Origin of the sequence: Paenibacillus sp. ICGEB2008 (assembly GCF_000307675.1) — a bacterium.
Taxonomy (GTDB): Bacteria; Bacillota; Bacilli; order Paenibacillales; family Paenibacillaceae; genus Paenibacillus; species Paenibacillus polymyxa.
In genome coordinates this window covers 114,818-135,884 of record NZ_AMQU01000016.1, presented here as the reverse complement: position 1 = coordinate 135,884, position 21,067 = coordinate 114,818, and the positions used below count along the sequence as shown (strand labels likewise).

General features: G+C 46.5%; 21 protein-coding genes and 2 pseudogenes. 3 read left to right on the top strand and 20 right to left on the bottom strand.

The features are described 5' to 3' along the window. Positions 1–167 precede the first annotated feature (167 nt). From C400_RS0115490 to C400_RS0115445, 10 genes and pseudogenes are all read right to left on the bottom strand, one after another. The gene (locus tag C400_RS0115490; protein ID WP_013310775.1) at positions 168–602 is read right to left on the bottom strand and encodes a peptidylprolyl isomerase; all 435 of its coding nucleotides are present in this window, start codon (positions 600–602) and stop codon (positions 168–170) included. A 161-nt stretch (positions 603–763) separates the two neighbouring features. Then, positions 764–2,131, bottom strand: a complete 1,368-nt coding sequence (gene lysA / locus C400_RS0115485; protein WP_017427521.1) for a diaminopimelate decarboxylase — start codon at positions 2,129–2,131, stop codon at positions 764–766. Positions 2,132–2,241: 110 nt separating this feature from the next. Continuing rightward, positions 2,242–3,937, bottom strand: a pseudogene (locus C400_RS0115480) (spore germination protein). A 26-nt stretch (positions 3,938–3,963) separates the two neighbouring features. Continuing rightward, positions 3,964–4,387: pseudogene (locus C400_RS0115475) on the bottom strand (stage V sporulation protein AB). Next, a complete protein-coding gene (locus C400_RS0115470; protein ID WP_016822253.1) occupies positions 4,384–5,025 on the bottom strand; it encodes a stage V sporulation protein AA in 642 nt (213 codons plus the stop codon). Before C400_RS0115470 ends, C400_RS0115475 begins: the two are co-directional and overlap by 4 nt. Positions 5,026–5,203: 178 nt before the next feature. Beyond that, a complete protein-coding gene (gene sigF / locus C400_RS0115465; RefSeq protein ID WP_049885698.1) occupies positions 5,204–5,965 on the bottom strand; it encodes an RNA polymerase sporulation sigma factor SigF in 762 nt (253 codons plus the stop codon). Between the two features lie 6 nt (positions 5,966–5,971). Then, the gene (gene spoIIAB / locus C400_RS0115460) at positions 5,972–6,427 is read right to left on the bottom strand and encodes an anti-sigma F factor (protein ID WP_013310781.1); all 456 of its coding nucleotides are present in this window, start codon (positions 6,425–6,427) and stop codon (positions 5,972–5,974) included. Beyond that, positions 6,424–6,777, bottom strand: coding sequence for an anti-sigma F factor antagonist (gene spoIIAA / locus C400_RS0115455; RefSeq protein ID WP_016822255.1), 354 nt, complete (start codon positions 6,775–6,777; stop codon positions 6,424–6,426). The genes spoIIAB and spoIIAA overlap by 4 nt, the downstream gene beginning before the upstream one ends. A gap of 96 nt (positions 6,778–6,873) precedes the next feature. Next, positions 6,874–8,067: a D-alanyl-D-alanine carboxypeptidase family protein gene (locus C400_RS0115450; RefSeq protein WP_016822256.1), complete on the bottom strand. Its 1,194-nt coding sequence runs from the start codon at positions 8,065–8,067 to the stop codon at positions 6,874–6,876. A 223-nt stretch (positions 8,068–8,290) separates the two neighbouring features. Further along, on the bottom strand, positions 8,291–9,931 hold the full coding sequence (locus tag C400_RS0115445) for a glycosyl hydrolase family 28-related protein (RefSeq protein ID WP_017427518.1): 1,641 nt from the start codon (positions 9,929–9,931) through the stop codon (positions 8,291–8,293). Between the two features lie 201 nt (positions 9,932–10,132). Here C400_RS0115445 and C400_RS0115440 point away from each other — a divergent pair, with 201 nt between their 5' ends. Next, complete coding sequence (locus tag C400_RS0115440) at positions 10,133–11,344, top strand: O-antigen ligase family protein (protein ID WP_017427517.1); 1,212 nt, start codon at positions 10,133–10,135, stop codon at positions 11,342–11,344. 123 nt (positions 11,345–11,467) lie between these two features. Here C400_RS0115440 and C400_RS0115435 read toward each other — a convergent pair whose 3' ends face one another. From C400_RS0115435 to C400_RS0115405, 7 genes are all read right to left on the bottom strand, one after another. Beyond that, complete coding sequence (locus tag C400_RS0115435; RefSeq protein ID WP_016822259.1) at positions 11,468–12,292, bottom strand: purine-nucleoside phosphorylase; 825 nt, start codon at positions 12,290–12,292, stop codon at positions 11,468–11,470. Positions 12,293–12,370: 78 nt separating this feature from the next. Then, positions 12,371–13,309, bottom strand: a complete 939-nt coding sequence (gene xerD, locus C400_RS0115430; protein ID WP_017427516.1) for a site-specific tyrosine recombinase XerD — start codon at positions 13,307–13,309, stop codon at positions 12,371–12,373. Positions 13,310–13,413: 104 nt separating this feature from the next. Then, positions 13,414–13,656, bottom strand: a complete 243-nt coding sequence (locus tag C400_RS0115425; RefSeq protein ID WP_017427515.1) for a YqzK family protein — start codon at positions 13,654–13,656, stop codon at positions 13,414–13,416. 167 nt (positions 13,657–13,823) lie between these two features. Then, on the bottom strand, positions 13,824–14,321 hold the full coding sequence (gene fur / locus C400_RS0115420; RefSeq protein WP_016822262.1) for a ferric iron uptake transcriptional regulator: 498 nt from the start codon (positions 14,319–14,321) through the stop codon (positions 13,824–13,826). A gap of 101 nt (positions 14,322–14,422) precedes the next feature. Continuing rightward, positions 14,423–15,076, bottom strand: a complete 654-nt coding sequence (gene spoIIM, locus C400_RS0115415; RefSeq protein WP_016822263.1) for a stage II sporulation protein M — start codon at positions 15,074–15,076, stop codon at positions 14,423–14,425. Between the two features lie 200 nt (positions 15,077–15,276). Further along, positions 15,277–16,473: an endonuclease Q family protein gene (locus C400_RS0115410; RefSeq protein ID WP_017427514.1), complete on the bottom strand. Its 1,197-nt coding sequence runs from the start codon at positions 16,471–16,473 to the stop codon at positions 15,277–15,279. Positions 16,474–16,477: 4 nt separating this feature from the next. Next, the gene (locus C400_RS0115405) at positions 16,478–17,089 is read right to left on the bottom strand and encodes an NUDIX domain-containing protein (protein ID WP_016822265.1); all 612 of its coding nucleotides are present in this window, start codon (positions 17,087–17,089) and stop codon (positions 16,478–16,480) included. Between the two features lie 133 nt (positions 17,090–17,222). On the opposite strand from C400_RS0115405, the gene mciZ reads away from it, so the two are divergent. Next, positions 17,223–17,366, top strand: a complete 144-nt coding sequence (mciZ, locus tag C400_RS26900) for a Z-ring formation inhibitor MciZ (protein ID WP_016822266.1) — start codon at positions 17,223–17,225, stop codon at positions 17,364–17,366. A 68-nt stretch (positions 17,367–17,434) separates the two neighbouring features. Here mciZ and C400_RS0115395 read toward each other — a convergent pair whose 3' ends face one another. Then, positions 17,435–18,568, bottom strand: coding sequence for a tripeptidase T (locus tag C400_RS0115395; RefSeq protein WP_017427513.1), 1,134 nt, complete (start codon positions 18,566–18,568; stop codon positions 17,435–17,437). 85 nt (positions 18,569–18,653) lie between these two features. Here C400_RS0115395 and prli42 point away from each other — a divergent pair, with 85 nt between their 5' ends. After that, the gene (gene prli42, locus C400_RS26895; RefSeq protein WP_016822268.1) at positions 18,654–18,758 is read left to right on the top strand and encodes a stressosome-associated protein Prli42; all 105 of its coding nucleotides are present in this window, start codon (positions 18,654–18,656) and stop codon (positions 18,756–18,758) included. A 123-nt stretch (positions 18,759–18,881) separates the two neighbouring features. Here prli42 and lipB read toward each other — a convergent pair whose 3' ends face one another. Continuing rightward, on the bottom strand, positions 18,882–19,580 hold the full coding sequence (gene lipB, locus C400_RS0115385; RefSeq protein ID WP_016822269.1) for a lipoyl(octanoyl) transferase LipB: 699 nt from the start codon (positions 19,578–19,580) through the stop codon (positions 18,882–18,884). A 45-nt stretch (positions 19,581–19,625) separates the two neighbouring features. Continuing rightward, the gene (locus C400_RS0115380) at positions 19,626–21,008 is read right to left on the bottom strand and encodes a dihydrolipoamide acetyltransferase family protein (RefSeq protein ID WP_017427512.1); all 1,383 of its coding nucleotides are present in this window, start codon (positions 21,006–21,008) and stop codon (positions 19,626–19,628) included. Positions 21,009–21,067: the final 59 nt, after the last annotated feature.

The window sequence follows — 21,067 nt, the reverse complement described above, 5'->3', positions numbered from 1 at the left end:
CACAACACTTACTTTTCGAATGTGATCTTACGCACTGTAATACCTACGTGATTGTAAAAATCAGCAAACCGTCAAACAAAAGACAACAAAAGCCGCTCTGTCCAAAGACAGAACGGCTTAAGTACAACGCTATTTAAAGGAATTCATATCATACATGTAATGGTAAATTACACGTCAAATACTTTAACCTCTTTCATTTTGTCGCCTTGTTTTACAGCATCAATGAATTCCATACCTTTGGTTACTTTACCAAATACAGTATGTACTCCATCTAAATGCGGCTGTGGAGCGTAGCAAATAAAGAATTGGCTGCCACCTGTGTTGCGCCCTGCATGAGCCATGGACAGAACGCCTTTGGCATGCTTGGTTGTATTCGTAGCTGTTTCACAGTCAATAGTGTATCCAGGACCGCCTGTACCATTACCAATCGGACAACCACCTTGAGCAACAAAGCCCGGGATGACGCGGTGGAAGCTCAAACCGTTGTAGTAACCACTGTTTGCCAGCTTTTCAAAGTTGGCAACGGTGTTTGGAGCTTCTTCTGGGAAAAAGTCAATTTCGACGATACCGCCGTTTTCAAGATCTATTCTACCTTTTTTCATTGTTTGTATCTCCTTTTCAACCTGTTTTGAGAACTAAATAACATCAAGTTCCAGTTTACTATGAATTGGCGCGCTTAGCAAAGCCTTGTCCAAAAAAAGGGGCCATTGTCCCCGGTCATTCTTACCGATGCAATGGCCTGCTTGATTTTAGAATTCCACAATCAGGACGAAACCGTAATCTTGGCATTGGGCTGAACCACTGAGCCGGCTTGATCACGAACCAAGCGCTGTGGCAAAACATCGTTGCGAACAATATCCTCGTAGGTTTCCCGACGCACTACCAGCTCAGCCTCACCGTTGTTAACAAATACAACTGCTGGTCGGCGTATCCGGTTATAATTGCTCGCCATGGAGTAATTATAAGCTCCGGTTGAGGCTACAGCGAGCAAGTCTCCGCTATTCGGGCGAGGCAGTTCTACATCCCAAATAAGCATATCGCCGCTCTCACAGCATTTGCCTGCAATAGACACTGTTTCTTCGTTCGCATCTTGTGCTCGATTAGCCAGCATCGCTTCATACTTGGCCTGATACAGTGCAGGACGTGGATTATCTGTCATTCCGCCGTCTACGGAAACATATTTACGAACCTGCGGAATATCCTTGATGCTTCCTACCGTATACAAGGTTGTACCTGAATCACCTACAATACTTCGTCCCGGCTCAATCCAAATTTCTGGAAGCTCATCGTAAAGTCCAGAAAAATGAGTTTTCACCGCTTCGCCGATAGCCTGTACATAGGTGGATAGTTTCAGCGGTGTGTCCTCCTCTGTATAACGGATGCCAAATCCACCACCAAGATTAATCACCTTGAAGGAAAACTGAAGCTGCTCCTTAATCTCTCTGCAAAAAGCTGCGACCCGCTCGGCAGCCATTTGGAAGCCATTGACTTCGAAGATTTGCGAACCGATATGAGAATGTACTCCCAGCAGATTAAGATGATCCAGCTTGATAGCCTGTTCCACCGCTTGACGGGCTGTACCATTCGCAATGTCAAAGCCAAATTTTGAATCTTCTTGACCTGTGGCCATATATTCATGCGTATGCGCTTCAACCCCCGGCGTAACCCGCAGTAAAATATTGACCTGTTGTCCTTTTTCAGAGGCGAGAGCCTGTAACAAATGCAATTCCATCTTGCTATCAACGACGAAGCAGCCAATGTGCGCCTCTAACGCCATTTCAATTTCTTCCGGCGTCTTGTTATTGCCATGAAAATGGATTCGTTCTGCCGGGAATCCTGCTTGCAGCGCTGTGAACAGCTCTCCGCTGGAAACAACGTCAAGCGACATTCCTTCTTCAGCAGCTAAAGCGCACATGGCCATAACACAAAATGCTTTGCTTGCATAAGCCACTTGAAACTTTAAACCGGTCTCACGAAATGCTTCTATAAATTCCCGGCAACGCCGGCGGACTAACTGTTCGTCTACAATATATAGCGGCGTGCCAAAACGCTCTTTCAAAAGCGTGGTATCACATCCACCAATCTCCAAATGTCCATTGCTGTTAATTTTACTGCTTCCATGCAAATACATGTTCTGGCGCCTCTCTTTCTGGAACAAGCTAGTCATATTCCATCGAATGTTTACACCAGTATAGCAAAAAAAACATCAAGAACAATGGATTTTTATGCAGATCATTTATATTAATGCTCCTGTCCATTGCCTGAGTTCGAATCTGTGTTGGCATCCGTATGGGGCATACGCGTATTGTCCCTCGTTTTATTAAATGACGGGCGGTTAGGCGCATCAAGCACAGGCATACGGAACAAGATGGAAGCTAACGCTTTAGCATTAAAAGGAATGAACGGCCACAAATACGAAGAATTATATGACCGATGCAGCGTCAGCATCAAAATGATCAGTGTCGTGCCGACGACAAAGCCTGGTACGTGAAAAATAGCAACAGCAACCAGCAGGAATAGTCGAATCAGTCTATTCGCCAGTCCCAACTCATAGCTCGGTGTTGCGAACATCCCTATGGCAGCAACAGCCATGTACAAGACGACCTCATTTACGAATAGTCCCGTTTGAACTGCTATATCGCCAACCAGAATGGCTGCGATCAAACCCATAGCGGAAGCCAGTGGTGTCGGGGTATGCACAGCTGCCATTCGCATAAGATCGACCCCTAGTTCCACAATGATAAATTGGGCAATCAGCGGAAGATGAGCTTCCTTCTGAGGACCAATAAAATCGAGAAACGCCGGTTTTAACTCGGGATTGATGACCATTAGCAGCCACATCGGAAGCAGAAACATTGAGGCGAATATGCCTAAAAAACGCACCCAGCGTAAATAGCTACCCATAAAAGCGGTTTGCCGATTCTCTTCTGCATGCTGGCACAGGTCAAAAAAAAGTGGTAGGCAAAATCATTACGCTGGGTGAGGTATCAACGAAAATAACGAGCCTTCCTTCCATAATATGCGAAGCCACAACATCTGGTCGCTCTGAATATCGTACTAATGGATATGGATTCCAACCTTTATTGATAATTGTCTCCTCTAATTGCTTATCGGCCAGAGGAATACCATCCAGATTAACATTTTTAATTTTGTCTCGTACCGTATCCACCATGACCTTATCCACAATATCATCAATGTAGCCTAAGCATACATCTGTTCGGGTTCGGCGTCCGACCTGCATAGCCTCAAATTTAAGTCCGGGGTCTCGCAAACGCCGACGCACTAAACCTACATTCGTAAGCATCGTTTCCGTAAAACCATCGCGTGCACCGCGCACGACTCTCTCCAAGGAAGGTTCTTCTGGACTCCGTACCGGGTAATTACGAGTATCCAGAATAACAGAAAAACGCTCGCCTTCCATGAAGAGAGCACTCATTCCCGTCAACACCTTGTTTATGACGACGGACATCTTATCCGTCTTCTCCACCTGTATATGTGGAATAAAATTTTCAAAATACGCTTGGAGTCCAGCTGAAGTCATGTCATCCGGCGTCAGATAGGTAAGCCGCTTTAGCACCTCAAGCATGATCTGATCCTTGGCAAAGGTATTCAGGAACAGATACCCAATATGGCGGCCACCTGTTGTCATTTCCCTGAACACAACATCAAAGGTCTCTCCCAAACCCAATACCATTTTAAGAGTTTCACGATTTTCCTTCATCTTTGGAGAAATATCATCCTCAACCTGCCAATAACGAATGGATTCCTCTACATTATCAGAACGCTCGCTTTCTTTTTTGTGCTTAAGACGAGCGGCTTCCTGCTCCTGCTTTTGCTTCCAGGAGCCCGAACTTTCCCCATCAGTCTTATTTTCCCTTCCTATTGCTCCGTCTCCATGATAATGCTCCTGCTGATCCTGATCCGTTCTGTGATCCATATCTCTTGCCCCCTTCTTCTTCGCTATTAACGGTTGTATACAAACCAATCAAATAAGGAACCCGTTACCTTGCCAAGCACCATTGCCATTAACAGACCGAACATGTATACAGTCATATGGAGTCGCTTGGCCAGTATGGGCAGGAGATTCAGCACCTCTGTCAGAGCCGCGGCGAGCAAGCCAATAAACACTCCGCAAAATAGCCCGGGTATCCATGTAAACATGCCCGGTAATGGCAAGCAAATGTTCCAAAAATCGGCCACGGTTCCCACCACTGAACCTAAAATCATCGCCTTTTCGTATGCACGTGATTTTTTATACGTCCGGGTGAGTTGTGCTAATCGCGGCATGATATCCAGCACAATAAAAAAAAGCAATCACACCGCTACCTACCGCCAGCCCCCCAGCGATACCCAAAATAATCTGAAGTGCAGCCTGTACAAATATCATGGTTTCTTATCCTTTGTCTGCAAACGAGCCATCTTTTCATACTCCTCTGCCACAACATACTGATCCACATTTTCCTGATACAGATACATTTCCACCTCCAGGGGGGTCGGCTCCTCATTCCATTTTTTCTTGAACAAGTGATTAAAAAATACGATCATGCCAAAGCCGATGCCGATCGAGTAAGCAATTTGGAACAAGTACGGATGCTCATCCTTTTGTCCCGTAATCATCTCCACAATCCGAACCTGTACCTCCATCATGCTAACGTCAGCATGAAAGTTCATAATCGTCAGCGCAGAGCCAAAAAACAGCAGCAACCATACTAACACGAACAGTATTTTGGATGGCTTACGGGGTCTTTCCACGAGTTCCACAAGTACATGCGGTTTCCCGAGAGATTCAACTACGACTCCCGGAATATGATCTCTAATTTTTGATATGATTTGTAGCATGTCCACCAGTATCAGGTTACCGTCCTGCTTCTGCGGCCGCTTGAGAACAAGCTCAAGCAGATCCTTTTCCCATTCGGGCTCCGTCAGCAGGTGGGCTACATCGCCCAAATGTAAATCCTGCCCTTGGATCATACGCACACGGCTGCGGAGCCGCAAGTAGACAATAGGAGCCGGACTATGATTCATCCGATTCCCTCCTTATCCTCGTAATTACCGATTAGTATGGGGCGAAGCAAGCAAACCTATTCTGTGTATTGTCTTTTGTCACACGCAAAAAAGAGTACTCCTGGCCATTAAAATGGCTTTGGAATACTCTTTAGAATGCGTTAGTATAAGGATTTCACTCACTAAAATCCTGTCTTCATTATTGGGCAATCTGATCGCGGATCAGTTGTAAAATCTTTTTTTCCAATCGTGATACCTGCACCTGAGAAATGCCAAGACGACTTGCAACCTCTGACTGAGTCTGATCCCGGTAATAACGCAGGTACACAATCAATCGCTCCCGTTCAGATAATCCGCCAATGGCCTCATTCAGCGCCAGCTTGTCGAACCATCTTTCCTGCGATTCGTCGGCAATCTGATCCATAAGTGTAATCGGGTCTCCGTCATTTTCAAACACTGTTTCGTGAATGGAGGTAGGTGGCTTATTGGCCTCCTGCGCAAAAACAACATCCTCCGGTGTCACTCCCAGCTCATCAGCAACCTCCTTGACTGTAGGCAGGCGATTGAGCCGTTTGGACAGCTCGTCCTTCATTTTGCGGACCTTATTGGCTGTTTCCTTCAAGGAACGGCTAACCTTGAGTGTACCATCGTCTCGAAGGAAGCGTTGAATCTCACCAATAATCATTGGTACTGCATATGTTGAAAATTTGACTTCGTAGCTGAGATCGAATTTATCCACCGATTTTAACAATCCGATGCAACCAATTTGAAAAAGATCGTCAGGTTCATACCCCCGGTTCATAAAGCGCTGCACGACAGACCAGACGAGCCGGATATTACTATTGACCAGTGTCTCACGAGCATCATTATCACCAGATTGACTCAGTGCGATAAGCCGCTTGACTTCTGTATCCTCCAAATAGCTGTGCGAAGTTTTTTTTTCCTCCTGCTTCCATAGGATCAACTCCTAATTATATAAAGCTTTCTTGGATTCAATCCTTTTCTTCATCCGGACCGACGTGCCTCCGCCCGGCTCACTGACTGCTTCGAACTCATCCATGAAATTTTCCATAATCGTAAAGCCCATGCCGGAACGTTCCAATTCAGGCTTGGACGTATAGAGAGGCTGCTTGGCCAGCTCCAGATCCTCAATTCCCCGTCCTGCGTCCTCAACGACCAACGTGATCACGTCCGCTTCAATTCCGACTTTAATCGTTACGACACCTGACGGATCACTGTCATAGCCGTGAATAATACTGTTTGTCACCGCTTCAGACACAACGGTCTTCAAATCGCTAAGCTCATCCATTGTGGGATCAAGCCTGGAAATAAAGGCTGCCACAGCCACGCGGGCAAATGCTTCATTTTCCGATTTTGCGGCAAACTGCAAGCTCATGAAATTGTTCCCCGTGCCTTCTCTCATGACACAACCTCCAGTTCCGTGAGCGCATTTACCTCGTTGTCATAAATGGGCATGATTTTAAACAAGCCTGACATATCCAGCAGTCGATGTACCGGCGGATTGACATCACAGACTGCCATTTTCCCGCCCTTTTGCTTGATCAGTTTGTATCGTCCCAAGATAACGCCAAGGCCGGAACTATCCATAAACTGAAGATTCTTCAGACTGAGCACGATATGCTCGCATTGCCGGCGCTGAATCGCCTCATCCATTTGCATACGGACCATATCCGACGTATGGTGATCAAGTTCACCAGACAGCCTTACAATAAGTACTCCCCGGTGATGCTCCATTTCAATTTGCAGGTTCATGCTTACTCACTCTCCTCCCGGTCTTGGACAAGGATTTCTACGTAGTCGCAGACGATTCCTGCCCTCCGACAAAACTAGAAGAAAACCCCGTTAAATCTACAAAGAAAATAGGTTCGACATGGTACGTTTAAACAATTTCCACCAGCCGGCCTTCTCGATAGCCACAGGCGAAGTGATATTAAACTCCTTAAGACGTTGTCCATTCTGATAGACGACCAGCTTACCAACGGGGTCACCCACCCGGACAGGAGCTTTAAGGCTTGGGGTCAACTGTAGCTCGTGACGCAGCGTTTGTTTGTTGCCGCCTTTTTTCACCAGCACACTGTAAGAACGGTCAGCCTGAATTTCCAGCTCTGGCAATACACCTTTTTCAACTTTTACACTGCCCAGCTTTTCGCCTGGCTTATATATGGATTTCATTGTATATTGAGAAAATGCATAGTCGAACATGGAAGAAACCTCATTATTGCGTATCTTCGTGTTCGGCTCACCGAGTACGACAGCTACGACACGTAAGCCATCACGCTTTGCCGTAGCGGAAAGACAGAACTTTGCTTCTGACGTATAGCCCGTTTTCAGACCATCTGCTCCGGTATAGAAGCGAACAAGCTTATTCGTATTCACCAGCCAAAAGGGCTTGACCGAGGATTTGCGCAAATAGTCCTGATAGGCTCCCGTATATTTCGTAATGTGCGGATATTTCAACAGTTCCCGGCTCATAACCGCAATATCATGCGCAGAGGAATAGTGATTTTCTACGGGTAAACCGTTACAATTGGCAAAATGCGTATCTTTGAGTCCAAGCTGCTGCACCTTGGCGTTCATCATCTCGACAAAAGCCTGTTCAGAACCTGCAATTTTCTCAGCCATCGCTACAGAGGCGTCGTTGCCCGAAGCCATCGCAATTCCCTTCAGCATCTCATCGACCGTCATTTCTTCTCCCGGCTCTAAGAAAATTTGCGAGCCTCCCATTGAAGACGCATACTCACTGGCCCGCACTTTATCGGTCAGCTTGAGCTTGCCATCATGAATGGCCTCCATTGTTAGCAGCATCGTCATGATCTTAGTGATGCTTGCTGGAGGAAGCTTTTCACGACTGTTTTTTTCATAGATGACTGTGCCTGTATCTGCATCCATCAAGATCGCCGAAAGGGCCTCGGGAGCCAGCTCAGCTGCTGATCCTACTTTGGTTTTGCTTTCAGGTCTGCTTTCTTCGGCCCAACCGCCGACAGGGACGGCAGTCAAGGCTACCAGACAAGCCAGGATGAACGCCACCACTTTTTTCTTCACAATCGGTCCCCTCCTCAACATGTTGGCGTAAAGAGCCGGAGCCCATTTACTGATCTCTCCGGTCTATTCGCGTGCTGCTAACCATTGTCGTCAGAATGAAAGAAAAATATTCCATATGAATAAAAACATCAAATAGCACCAAGCTGAGTCAGCATGGTGCGTATTTCCCGATATATATACGACACAACATCTATCGTCTGTAAAAATGACCTATAAAAATCGTCTAAATCCGGCTAACGGTAAGATATGTAATACCCCCACCCGGTAAAATATCCACTGCATTTTCACTAAACACCCGTATATCAATAAAAGAATTCGCTTCGAGTCTAAGTTCCATTGCTCCACTCAATGCACCATAGTTCAGTCCGCCAATCACCCTGTCATCGAGATAAGCATAGGCAGAACTTCCGGTAAGCTGCTCATCATTCAAGTGAAGTGCCAGCCGTGTCCGGTTACCATCTATTTGGGGATCGGTCGAAATGTAGACTTGTATTCTGTATTTCCCAGCTCGCTTGGCTCGCCATCGGCTATTCGAACCATCGAATTCGGTCAACTCATCATGATTGATTTGATTAAACCTTACTTTCTGCCAGTTACCTGCAGGGATATTTTGCCTTGAACCAAGATAGGCTTTGACAAAGGTTTCATTCAAATGTTCTATACCGTTATTCGAATATTTTTCTACGAGCAACAAAGCTTGCCCTGTCCCATGATTCTCGTCATAACGATGATTGCTATAGCTAAAATCCAAATGTGAGCGAAGTGTCACCTGTTGTGTGGAGGAGCTGCCAGAGAAACAAATAAGCTGTTTGAGATTACGGGGATATCCGCCCACCTCGTCCACCAAAACTTTCTTGCCAATGACCACATCCACAAAATAATTGCACACCGATTGGGTGTCATCGTATTTGTCTGCTATCGCCAAAATAGAGTCGCGCAGGGCAACATTTTTGGTTTCTTTTGTAGCACCAATTTGAATAAAAGAAGGTACTGTCATCTTGTGTTCTCTGCTTAGTCCTTCGAACCAGCAGCCTAAAAATTCTGCATTCATAAAATCATTTATTAAAATGGGAATATCACTGGAGCTCCCATCCTTAATGTGCTGACTAGCCATAAATCTCGCCCCGTTAGAACTATTCAGGTCCAGCGCCGTATCGTTCCCGAGCGTAAAAAGCGCAATGCTTGTAAACTGTGAACTTCTGTTCTGCAAGTGAATCCCTATTTTATTGTAATTTATCTCCGTGCATTTAAATAAGTTCACATCACTTTCATAGCCCCAAAAAGCCGTTTCAAAATGCTCAATCAACACGTTATCCAGGACAACGCCGCCGCCCTTCCAGTCCTGAATGCCCATAGTCCCTTTGCCATAATACCCGCGCTTCACTGACTGCGAAAACGGATTATTTAAGGTGGCTCTGTCGGTCCCTTCGTACCGGATCGATAAGTCATGGAACTGCACATTTTGAAAGCCACTAAACGATGGCAGACTTTCGTCTCCAATTTGGAAACAAGGACCCGTACCATAATATTCAATCGAAGTAACTCCCTTACCCTGTCGGTATCTGCCCTTATGAATCCCAAAAATGCGCACACCCTGCTTGCGAATCTGAAGGGTAGATGTTATTTTGTATCGACCACTGGGGATGTGAAGAATGGAGTAATCGGGAGTCTTATTAATCAATTCTTGCAAAGCTGCCGTGTCGTCCTGAATACCATCACCAGCAGCTCCAAACCAGCTTACGTTTACACTGCGTTCCATGAATTCTTTTTCAATGGCTTTAAAATTGTCATTTAATTGCTGAGGCGTTAACTCTTTGCCCGTTCCACTCAAATTCAACTTCAAACGGTCTGTAAAATCCGCCACCCAAACACCCCCATTGTTAAAAACGTGAAAATACTTTCAGACTATACCGAAGAATTCTTCATTTTCTTAGCATGGACTGAGTATATGCACAATAAGGCTTGCTCTAGGTCGCGAAAAATGAAAATAAATATTTTATTATGATTGTACAAGAAGATACATTTTGTATATTATAGATACATAACGTATCTAGGCGGTGAAACCGTGAAACACATACTCACAGTAGCCGGTTTACTGGCTTTCTCGATTCCCTTTGCCTGTCAGGGTTTGTCTCCCAGAGTGATCACGATTTCCCTGCTTATCTTGTTGTTCAGCTACACCATGCTTCTGCCTTCACTCAAGTCATTAATCGCAATCCTAGTTGATAATCCGTTGCTGACCTTACTTATGATGTACATCGCCGCTTCCTGTTTATGGGCTGAACAAGAGCAGACTTCTTCTGTACTAATGGTTGTTAAATTTCTTGCCTTCTCTACCTTTGGATTCTATCTGGTCACCCATTATACAGCACAGGGCTGCATACGCCTCTTAGTCGTTACATTAAGTATCCTGAGCGTACTCAATCTACTTGCCGTCGTACTCGTTCCTTCCTTTGCCATTCATGGCGGTGTAGAGCATACTGGACTGTGGAAGGGAATCTCCGGTCATAAAAATACACTTGGAACCCTCTCGCTGTTAAGTTTTGTTTCACATGTCATATATTTTTTCAGGGGCACACGCAAAGCCTTACATATTGGCTTCATCTTACTCAATGCCTTATTGCTCATCGAATGCCAGTCTACCACCTCATTGGTGCTGACATCTTCACTCTTCGTATTTATTTTATTTATATTGTTATTTAAAAGAATTCGAAGCATCGCGTTGCGGGGGTTCTTTGTTAGCTGTTCCTGCTTACTTGTTCTGTTGGGTTTGGCACTTACCTTTACCTATGGAGATGCGATTGCCTCGGAATTCGGAAAAACAACAACCTTAACCGGAAGAACGGAAATTTGGCAGGGAATTGATGGTGCTATTCAGAGCCACTACTGGTTCGGACATGGTTATGGCTCCTTCTGGGCAGCCCGGCCCAGCATTTATGCGAACGGCATCCGCTTTGATCTGACAAGCAGCCATAGCGGCTTTCGAGATCTGTGGATTGATGTGGGTCTTATAGGACTACTCGCAACGGTTATACTCGTCGTAACTACCTTATTTAAAATCAGAATCGGCAAAACAGATATGTATACATGGCTGACGGCAGCTGTTTTTTTCCTGTTCATCGTATTGAACAATATAACGGATAGCCGTTTTCTAAACTCATTAGCCATTTACTGGATTATTTTCATGGTCATTGTGATCAAGGTGCAAGAGCGACATAGACTAACTGTAGCAGAAAAAGCGAATACAGCTACTTGGAGCACACGCCCTCTTCACTAGGCGATCATACTCAGTTCAACCGCAGAATGTAAAAAGAACCCCGTATCCCACGCCATTAAAAGGCGCTCGGATATGGGGTTCTTTAGAGATGCCCACCGTTTCGGATGGAAAATTATACTCCATCTACATTTGTGGAATAATCGCCAGTACCAATTTCAAAAATTGTTCACGTACCTTCTCTGCCGTCTCCATCACTTCACCATGAGACAAAGGCTGGTCGAGAATGCCTGCAGCCATATTGGTGATACAGGAGAAGCCCAGTACCTCAATCCCCGCATGACGAGCTACAATAACTTCAGACACGGTCGACATCCCTACTGCGTCTGCTCCCAGTGTACGCAGCATAACGATTTCAGCAGGCGTCTCATAGTTGGGTCCCAGCAATCCGGCATATACACCTTCCTGCAGGCTGAAGCCTTGTTGGGTAGCCGTTTGTTTGGCAATTTCACGTAAGCGGCGGCTGTACGCCTCCGACATATCTGGGAAACGAACACCCAGAGCAGCATCGTTCGGGCCAATCAACGGGTTTTGTCCGGTCAAATTCAGATGATCCGAGATGACCATCAGATCGCCTGCTTTGTAGGAAGTATTTACACCACCTGCGGCATTCGTCACCAGCAGGCTTTGAATCCCCAACTGCTTCATTACCCGAACAGGGAAAGCTGTCAGCTGTGGACCATAGCCCTCATACATATGAAAGCGCCCCTTCATCATGACAACAGCGCGACCTTCAATTGTGCCTAACAGTAACTCCCCCTCGTGGCCTTCTACCGTTGATACGGGAAAATGAGGAATATCCTGATAAGGAATACTAACTCCATCTTGAATCAAATCGGCCAAAATACCGAGGCCCGATCCCAGAATAAGACCAATCTCTGGGCTTATTCCGCTCTTAGCACGGATATAGTCTGCTGCTTCCTGAATTGTAGCTTGGTTGGCTGTTGACATTCATATCTCTCCTGACTTGTACAATCGTAAAGTTATAGTCATTATCACATTTTCTATGACAGCAAAGCGACGTTACGTTTAATCATTGCTTTCATGAGAAGTGCGGTTACCACCGTGCGGGTGATGCATTTCATATACTTCCTTCATGTTCCGTCTAGCTGTCTGCGCATATACCTGCGTCGTTGACAGATCAGCATGACCCAGCATTTCCTGTACAGAGCGTAAGTCCGCTCCGCCCTCCAGCATATGTACCGCAAAGGAGTGTCGCAGCGTATGGGGCGTGATATCCTTGCTTATGCCTGCTTCCTGAGCGTACTTCTTAATTATTTTCCAAAAGCCCTGTCTACTGAGCCGCTGACCTGATACATTCAAGAACAAGGCTTCCTGCTCTGCTTGAGCCTCTTCACCCTGCCCGGGTCGTAGCAACGCTGGACGCTGCTCGTCCAAGTAGGCTTGTGCCCACTTTGATGCCTCACGACTGATCGGTACAACGCGCTCCTTGCCCGCCTCGCCGCCACAGTGCACAAAGCGCAAATCGATGCGCACATCACAGACGTTCAGGGCAATCAGCTCTGATACGCGGATGCCCGTCGCGTACAGCAACTCTAGCATCGCCTTATCTCGTCCCCCTTGCGGGGCACTCACATCCGGCGCTGCCAGTAAACGATCTATTTCATCCTGCGTTAACACCGAGGGCTTCTTTTTAGCGGCTTTGGGCAGTTCCACCAGAACGGAAGGATCATGGATCGCGATTCCCTCCCGAATGAGAAAATGAAAAAAGGAGCGTATAGAGGCGACGCTACGTGAAATTGTCGCCGCGGCTTTTCCCTGTTCCTTCAGACGCCCCAAATACAGCAACAGATGTGACCGCTGTACATTATCTGGCTGCTCAAGTCCACAGCTTTCTGCAAACTCAGTAAACTGCTGTACGTCCCGTTGATACGCTTCCAATGTGCTGCGTGACAAACCCTTCTCCTCTTCCATATATTGAACGAAAGGTTGAATATACATTTTCATGAGTTCCAAAACTCTCCTTGTCCTGCATACAGCGATTCCGTTGTTGCGCCTGCTTCTTCGTGTGCGACCTTCATATCATCATCTCACTAAGATGATTACATAAACTACTCACCATACCAATAAAAGAAACGTAAACGTTCCAACACCGCTACTCGTTGCTCGGACCCATCATTCACTGTTTGTCCGCCAAATACCTTAACTGCATGTCCTTCCGGTATTCGGTAATGATCTACAGGTGATATCCAATCTGTAAACAGCCTGAGGCTATAAAAGAACATACATGCCAACACCCCAAACAAGATCAGCAAGCGCAGCCATTGTAGTCCTCTCCGCAATGATAGTACCATGTGGATCAGCCGCCTTTTCCCAAAATGTAGTCCCTATTTAGGGCTCTCTATGGAAGGGTATGACAAGCTATTCTGTTTTATACCACATGATCCCATACAGCAAATTCCGAACCAAAAAAGCTCTCCCGAACGCGTCTTCGTCGGTGAGAGCTTGGGTAGTCAGCTTATTAATCCTGTGATTTGTTTTTCTTGGTTTTACCCAAGGATTTTTGGGCGGTCGTATCGTTCTTCGCCTTACAACGATAACAAATACCGTGGAAGTCCAAACGATGGTCCACTACAGTAAAATTATATTCCCGTTCCAAACGCTCCTCTAACGGTCCAAGCCAATCTTCCAGTATTTCATCTACACTGCCGCACTGCACACATATCAAATGGTGGTGGTGATGTTTGGTTGTATCGCCGCGCAAATCATACCGCGCAACGCCATCGCCAAAATTAATTTTCTCCACGACATGCAGTTCACTTAGCAGTTCTAGGGTACGGTATACGGTTGCCAGACCGATTTCGGGAGCTTTCTCTTTGACGAGCATAAATACATCTTCCGCACTCAGATGATCATCTTCGTTCTCAAGTAAAACTCTGACGGTGGCTTCCCGCTGAGGCGTTAGTTTGTAGCCCTGGGATTGCAGCTGCTGCTTAATTTTTTCGATCCGTGCTTCCATGTGTCTCCCTCCCCCTGCAAAGCTACTGCCTACTGCACTTTTTTTCACTCCTATTATTATAGGGGGTCTATACAAATAAAGTCAAACATTTTGAAATGAGATCAAGATGTCACGGAAGCCGTCAGCATAGGAGTGACCCATTGCATCATAACCGGGGTGACCCAAGTTTCAAAGGACGCGCTGCCGATAAGCAGCACCATCATCACAGCAGTCAATCCTGCGTAAGAAAGCAACGGACGCAACATCCCGTCTGATGGCCGAGTAGCAAGTATTTTGGTTTTGATCATATGGATGGAAAAAGTCATCGCAGCCACACTACAGACGAGCAGTATCGGAATCACGAGCAGGTTATGTGGGGCAACGGAAACCAATGAAAATAATAGTCCTTTCCACGAATATTGCCCTACCATATAACCTACAGAAAATCCGATCAGCACACCCTTGAGAAAATTCAGCACAAGAATACCTGGGAGTCCAATGACCGAAAGCCCGCATACCCAAATGAGGCCCACCCATTTAAGATGTAGAGATACGCTGTCCCAAAAGGTTGAGGCCGCCTGCGAATCAGCAAAGCCCTGCTTGTTTTGGTTGACCGTCACAAAAAAATCCTTCAGGTAACGGGACAAATCCTGTAACTGTTCTAGGGAGAGCGCATTTACCATGAGTGCGCCAAAAACAACTCCTACAAGAAACAGCACAGCCAAGAAAACGTAATATGACGTCTGATCCTTTAACGTATGACGAAACCATTGCATCGAGTCCTGCCCCTTTCATCTGCTTGTTTGTCCAAAAAACAACCGTAATCCGACGGCTGATGGCTAGAATGGGGCAGCTTCCGCTGCAAATCTAACATCACGAATGATGCACCAAGCCAACGGCAGAGATATTTTATGGTTATGAACAAGCAGACGCTGATATGCCTTTTACGGAGACAAGACTTGACTAGGACACTTTACTAGGATTTTGCTATTTTTCCGTATGTTCCACCACCACCGGATACAAGCGCCAGGCGTCCTTCGCGTGAAAGCACAATCTGCTCTGCCAACACTTTACCGACGACCCCTGACAGTTCCTCCTGCGTAACCTCATGTAAAATATTCATTTCTGTTCCGAAGGCTGCTAACAGCTGGTTCAGCTTGGCTTTACCCAAGCCTGGAATAAATTCCAGCGGAATCTGGTAAATGTACGGAGGACGGTGGGAGGGAATTACGGGCTGTTCACGGTCGGCGATGCTCCAGATTCGATCAAGCACACCCCGCACCAGCTTGGTATGGCCACAGTTAGGGCAGCGTTCGTCCGCCATCTGTTGCTCATCAATAATCGTACCGCAGCTCTGACAGTAAGAGCGATGGTATTTTCCAAGTTTGGGATTCAAACCGTAGTTGGCACACACCCGTCGTCCTTCACGTCGCTCCAAAGCCATCCTGAATTCATCAAAACTCGGCTTCGCCAGTGATAATTTGTTGTATTCTCGTCCAATTTTCCCAAGTGAATGGGCATCTGAATTCGTGAGGAAGCTGAAGCGATCCAGTTCCGAAATCAAGCCTGCCATAGATGAATCTGCGCTCAGCCCCAGTTCCACCCCACTAATGAACTCCATATCCAGCAGTTCCTCCATACGGGCTGCAGAACTGCCATAAATGCCCTTATGCGGAGTGAACACGTGCGCAGGCACCATAATGCCTCCACGTCCGTAAATTTGCTGCTGCAACTCACGTGGCGGTGCGTAGATCCGTTGTGAGCTGAGATTGACATTTTTCATATGCTTCGTCAGCCATTGGGTAAAATCCTCCATCGCCGCCAGATCAGGAAAATAGGCCAGTACGTGTGCTTCGGGACGACCTTCAGCCCGTATTTCCAGCTCCGTGCCAAGTAGAATCACTGTATCCCCGTATGCGATACCACCACCGCTGATTTCTTCCATTTCACCTGTATGCAAATATCGACGAATATCCTCCTGTACATTAGGCGCGTGGCAGTCAATAATCCCAATCAGCCCAATCCCTTTGCGACCGGAGGCTTCCTTGGCTATATTGGCAAACGTTAGGTCACGGCTACCACTAATTTTGACTGGAGCTCCTTTCTCCGTTCTGCCAATATGAATATGCAGGTCTGCAAAGTAGTTGTTAAGTTCTATTATATTGGTGTCCATCCGCTTAGAAGCTCCCTGTTTGTTGGCGAAGTTGCCACGCATAGACGGCCAGGATCGTTTTGGCATCACTAATGCGCCCTTCACGAATAAGTGTGTGTGCTTCTTCCAGCGTCACCTCAAATAGCTCCAGAAATTCATCCTCATCTGGTTCCATCTCACCTCGCTCCAGTTCTTCGGCCACATACAAATGTATGATTTCATCCGCAAAGCCAGGAGAAGTATAAAAAGAGTGAAGCAACTTCAACGATTTGGCTGTATAGCCTGTTTCTTCTCTCAATTCACGTCCCGCTGCTTCCATCGGGTCTTCACCTCGCTCCAGCTTGCCTGCGGGGATTTCAACCTCACAGCGCCCCATAGCTTGTCTGTACTGGTCCACCACCAGCATTTTCCCCTCGTGCAGAGCCAAAATTGCCACTGCACCTGGATGCTTGACGATTTCACGCTTTCCAGTTGAGCCGTCGGGAAGCTCTACCGTGTCTACCTGTACCGTAATGACCTTTCCTTCAAAGATAGGCTGTGTGGATACGGTCTTTTCCTCCAGCGCAGGATTGGAATAAGGCTTGCGAAGTGCATGGCTTGTTGGATTGTTCACTTGTTCGTTCGTTTGGTCGTTCATCAGGCATGTTTCCTCCTTCGTCTTCTATCTTTCTTTCATTATTAATTATCTCCAACATTAGTCTAACTTGTCCACTTGGAACATATGCTGGGGGTAGCATATCAAAACTTCTGTTATAAGGAGATTTCAGAACATGAAAAGCTACCGGACTGAAACCACTCTCCATATCGTCGGCAAAGCCTGGCAGATTCAAGCCCTCCTGCGTCAATGGCAAAAGGAATATGGACCTACAGCTACTATTGCTTCGCTAATTGTTCCAAAAAAGGTTCAGATCTAAAGGAGGAACACCGTTCCTTTCTTTAGCCTGAACCCTTTTTCGTATATTGTAAATGTAAAAAGTAAGTCTTACTTTGTAGTTTCTTGGATCAGAGCTACGACTACTTCAGCAACCTTCACTAGATCATCGGCCTTGATCTTTTCCTCTGTTGTGTGGATGTTCTTGTAGCCCACCGCCAAATTCACAGTTGGAATTCCAAGCCCGTTGAATACATTGGCATCTGAGCCCCCACCGGAATGGAAGGTTGATGTTGCCAGTCCCAGCCCTTGAATAGCACGCTGAGCAACCTGTACAACTTCATCATGCTCCGTAAAGCTGAATGCTGGATAGATGACTTCACTACGGAACTCTCCCTGGGCACCAAATTCACGCGTAGTGGTTTCGAGCGCTTCACGCATATGCTGAATTTGATGATTAACCTTTTCCTGTACAATACTGCGAGCCTCCGCACGGATCAATACAAAATCGCAGACCACATTCGTCGCGCCGCCGCCTTCGAAACTGCCGATGTTAGCGGTCGTCTCCTTGTCAATGCGTCCCAATTTCATTTTAGAAATTGCTTTAGAAGCGACTTGAATGGCACTGATGCCGTCTTCAGGATTGACTCCCGCATGTGCAGACTTCCCAGTAATTCTCATCTCAATACGTGCCTGTGTGGGAGCAGCTATACAAATAGAACCCACCTCACCGTTCGAATCCAAAGCGTATCCGAAGTCAGAATCCAGCACTTCCGGCTTCATCGCCCGTGCACCCATCAAACCAGATTCCTCTCCAGCCGTAATCACGAACTGAATTTGACCATGGGGAATGTTCTGCTCGCGCACGACACGAATCGCCTCGAACAAAGCAGCAATCCCAGCCTTGTCGTCCGAACCCAAAATTGTTGAACCATCACTGCGAATCCAGCCATCCTCACCCAACTGCGGCTTGATACCCTTACCTGGAGTTACGGTATCCATGTGACAGGTAAAAAATATTTTGGGTGCTTGCTCCACACCTTCCGCTTTCCAGGTAACAATCAAATTACCCGAACCATGTCCCGTTCTTTCGCGGGAATCGTCTTCTACGACTTCCAGTCCAAGTGCATTAAACTTTTCTTTCAGAACACGTGATATTTCTTGTTCATGCTTTGTTTCACTGTCCACCTGTACGAGTTCCATAAATTCCTGTACGATTCGATCTTTTACTATCTCTACTGTCATTAAACTTTCCTCTCTTTCCCGATTACGTTACAATACGGATAGATGTTCTTATCTATGACTTAAACCTATCCTAAAGGAGTTACACATGTCTAACAAAAAATGGGTTCGTTTTTTCGTCTACGTTATGCTCGCAGCTATGATTGGTTCTACGCTGTTCATGGTGATTGAGCCGTTTATTATGCCACTATAACAACTACACCGCTCAAGTTTGGGCTACCCAAGATCCGTTACAAGCTATGTGTGGACGAGCTGCTGCACAAGCAAACAAACAGGCGGGCTCCCGTGTCAATCACACAATTGCCCGCCTGACCTTTTATTGGAAGGAATGCGTCTGCCATTGCGCAGCAAATGAAAATTGCTGTTCAAAGTACGGCACAATTTCCCTCGCAATCTGCTCTACCGAAAAAGACTGCTGTGTACAGTCCTCTAATGATGTCACACCGTATTCCTGAATTCCGCATGGAACAATGCCTTCAAAACCTTCATGCTGTATTCCTGACTTGATGTTAAAGGCAAAGCCATGGCTGGTTACGAAGCCCCGACGGTGCTTACACTTGTTAAATTTGACACCAATGGCCGCAATTTTAAGATTCCCGATCCATACCCCCGTATATTCAGGCTTACGACTCCCTTCAATCCCATAAGATGCCAGCAACTGAATGATCACTTCTTCCAAACTTCGAAGGTATCCGTGCAGATTTAACGCCTCTCGGTTGCCAAGCACAAGTAAGGGATATCCGACAAGTTGCCCTGGTCCATGATATGTAATGTCTCCCCCACGATCAATCTGAAAGACGCTGATGCCCTGCTCTTTCAGCTGCTCTGGTGTGAGGAGCAGATGCTCAGGATGCCTCTGGGAACCAATGGTGTAGGTTGGCGGATGCTGGAGAAGCATAAGCGTTTCTCTCGCCTCCCCCGCATCCAGCTTTCCCACAATCTCCTTCTGAACATCCCAAGCATGGGCATATTCCATCCTATTCGTATAGGTTACATCAAGCGGTCGTCTGTTCACGGCCTGTCACTTCCTCTCCGTCCATTTACCTAACTGTTCGGATGATTAGTACAGCTTCGTATCCAAGGTGTAGCCTTCTAGATTTTCTTTAACCCGTTGCAGGAATCGTCCGCAAATCACTCCGTCTAAAATACGATGATCCAGCGACAGACACAAATTAGCCATCGAGCGCACCGCAATCATATCATCAATGACCACTGGTCTTTTGACAATGGATTCAAAGGTAAGAATTGCAGCCTGCGGATAGTTAATCACCGGATAAGATAAAATGGAACCAAAGGAACCGGTGTTGTTGACGGTGAACGTTCCACCCTGCATGTCGTCCAGTTTGAGTGTACCTTCGCGAGTTTTACGTGCCAAATCGTCAATTTCACGAGCTAAACCAGCAATATTTTTTTGGTCGGCTTTTTTAATAACAGGAGTAAGAACAGAGTCCTCCGTGCCTACGGCCAACGAAATATTGATGTCTCTTTTGATGATAATTTTATCGACTGCCCACACCGAATTCATGATCGGATATTCTTTGATTGCATTCACGACTGCTTTCATGAGAAAAGCCAGATACGTAATATTGATGCCTTCTTTTTGCTTGAACTCGTTTTTGATCTTGTTGCGGAGCATCACCAGATTGGTCACATCCACTTCAATCGTCGTCCAGGCATGAGGAATTTCCGAAACACTTTGCCGCATATTACGGGCAATTGCACTACGAATAGGTGTAACATCAATAAAATACTCGGATCTGTTATTGTTGCCACCCTCAACTTCGATCATAGGAACTTTTGGTGCCTCTGTTAAATGAATACCACTGTTGCGCACCGGAATCGCAGGGTCCATATTTTGAACTGGAGCACTATGCTGAACAGCAGACTGCTGTAGTCCTGTAAAAGGAGATCCTTGTCCTTCCGTGGTCCCACTCGTCTGACCAGTTGGAGCTGAGCCGCCCTGCTGCACAAAATTCAGCACGTCTTTGCGAGTAATTCTTCCGCCCCTGCCTGTTCCTGGCACTCTGCTTAAGTCCACATTGTGCTCAGCAGCCAGTGTTTGGACCGCTGGAGAAAAACGTCCTCGCATGGACTGATCCGATCCAACAACCTGCTGGGATTGTGCTTGCACGTTGCTTTGAGATGCTGATGCCGCAGGTGCCGCTCCTGTTGGTGCTGTAGGTGCAGCCGACTTCGTCTGGATACGGCAAATCAACTCGCCTACCGCTACCGTCTGACCTTCCTCCGCCAACAGGTCACCCATAATGCCATCCAATGTGGATGGGATTTCAGCGTTCACTTTATCTGTAATGACCTCGCAAATTGGCTCAAATTGCTCTACTGTGTCACCAGGTTGTTTGAGCCATTTGGCAATTGTTGCCGATACGAGTGATTCAGCCAATTGCGGCATGGTCACGTCGTTCCATTGTGTTTGGTCTGACATTTTTTTCAACTCCTTAACATCATAGAAGGGCGCGTTTTATCGCTGCCCCACTACTCTTT

Bases quoted from the DNA above. Each gene is read 5' to 3' on its own strand.
- C400_RS0115490 (WP_013310775.1), bottom strand. From the start codon at position 602: ATGAAAAAAGGTAGAATAGATCTTGAAAACGGCGGTATCGTCGAAATT.
- lysA (WP_017427521.1), bottom strand. From the start codon at position 2,131: ATGTATTTGCATGGAAGCAGTAAAATTAACAGCAATGGACATTTGGAG.
- C400_RS0115470 (WP_016822253.1), bottom strand. From the start codon at position 5,025: ATGAATCATAGTCCGGCTCCTATTGTCTACTTGCGGCTCCGCAGCCGT.
- spoIIAB (WP_013310781.1), bottom strand. From the start codon at position 6,427: ATGAGAGAAGGCACGGGGAACAATTTCATGAGCTTGCAGTTTGCCGCA.
- spoIIAA (WP_016822255.1), bottom strand. From the start codon at position 6,777: ATGAACCTGCAAATTGAAATGGAGCATCACCGGGGAGTACTTATTGTA.
- C400_RS0115435 (WP_016822259.1), bottom strand. From the start codon at position 12,292: ATGTCAACAGCCAACCAAGCTACAATTCAGGAAGCAGCAGACTATATC.
- xerD (WP_017427516.1), bottom strand. From the start codon at position 13,309: ATGAAAATGTATATTCAACCTTTCGTTCAATATATGGAAGAGGAGAAG.
- C400_RS0115425 (WP_017427515.1), bottom strand. From the start codon at position 13,656: ATGGTACTATCATTGCGGAGAGGACTACAATGGCTGCGCTTGCTGATC.
- fur (WP_016822262.1), bottom strand. From the start codon at position 14,321: ATGGAAGCACGGATCGAAAAAATTAAGCAGCAGCTGCAATCCCAGGGC.
- spoIIM (WP_016822263.1), bottom strand. From the start codon at position 15,076: ATGCAATGGTTTCGTCATACGTTAAAGGATCAGACGTCATATTACGTT.
- C400_RS0115410 (WP_017427514.1), bottom strand. From the start codon at position 16,473: ATGGACACCAATATAATAGAACTTAACAACTACTTTGCAGACCTGCAT.
- C400_RS0115405 (WP_016822265.1), bottom strand. From the start codon at position 17,089: ATGAACGACCAAACGAACGAACAAGTGAACAATCCAACAAGCCATGCA.
- mciZ (WP_016822266.1), top strand. From the start codon at position 17,223: ATGAAAAGCTACCGGACTGAAACCACTCTCCATATCGTCGGCAAAGCC.
- C400_RS0115395 (WP_017427513.1), bottom strand. From the start codon at position 18,568: ATGACAGTAGAGATAGTAAAAGATCGAATCGTACAGGAATTTATGGAA.
- prli42 (WP_016822268.1), top strand. From the start codon at position 18,654: ATGTCTAACAAAAAATGGGTTCGTTTTTTCGTCTACGTTATGCTCGCA.
- C400_RS0115380 (WP_017427512.1), bottom strand. From the start codon at position 21,008: ATGTCAGACCAAACACAATGGAACGACGTGACCATGCCGCAATTGGCT.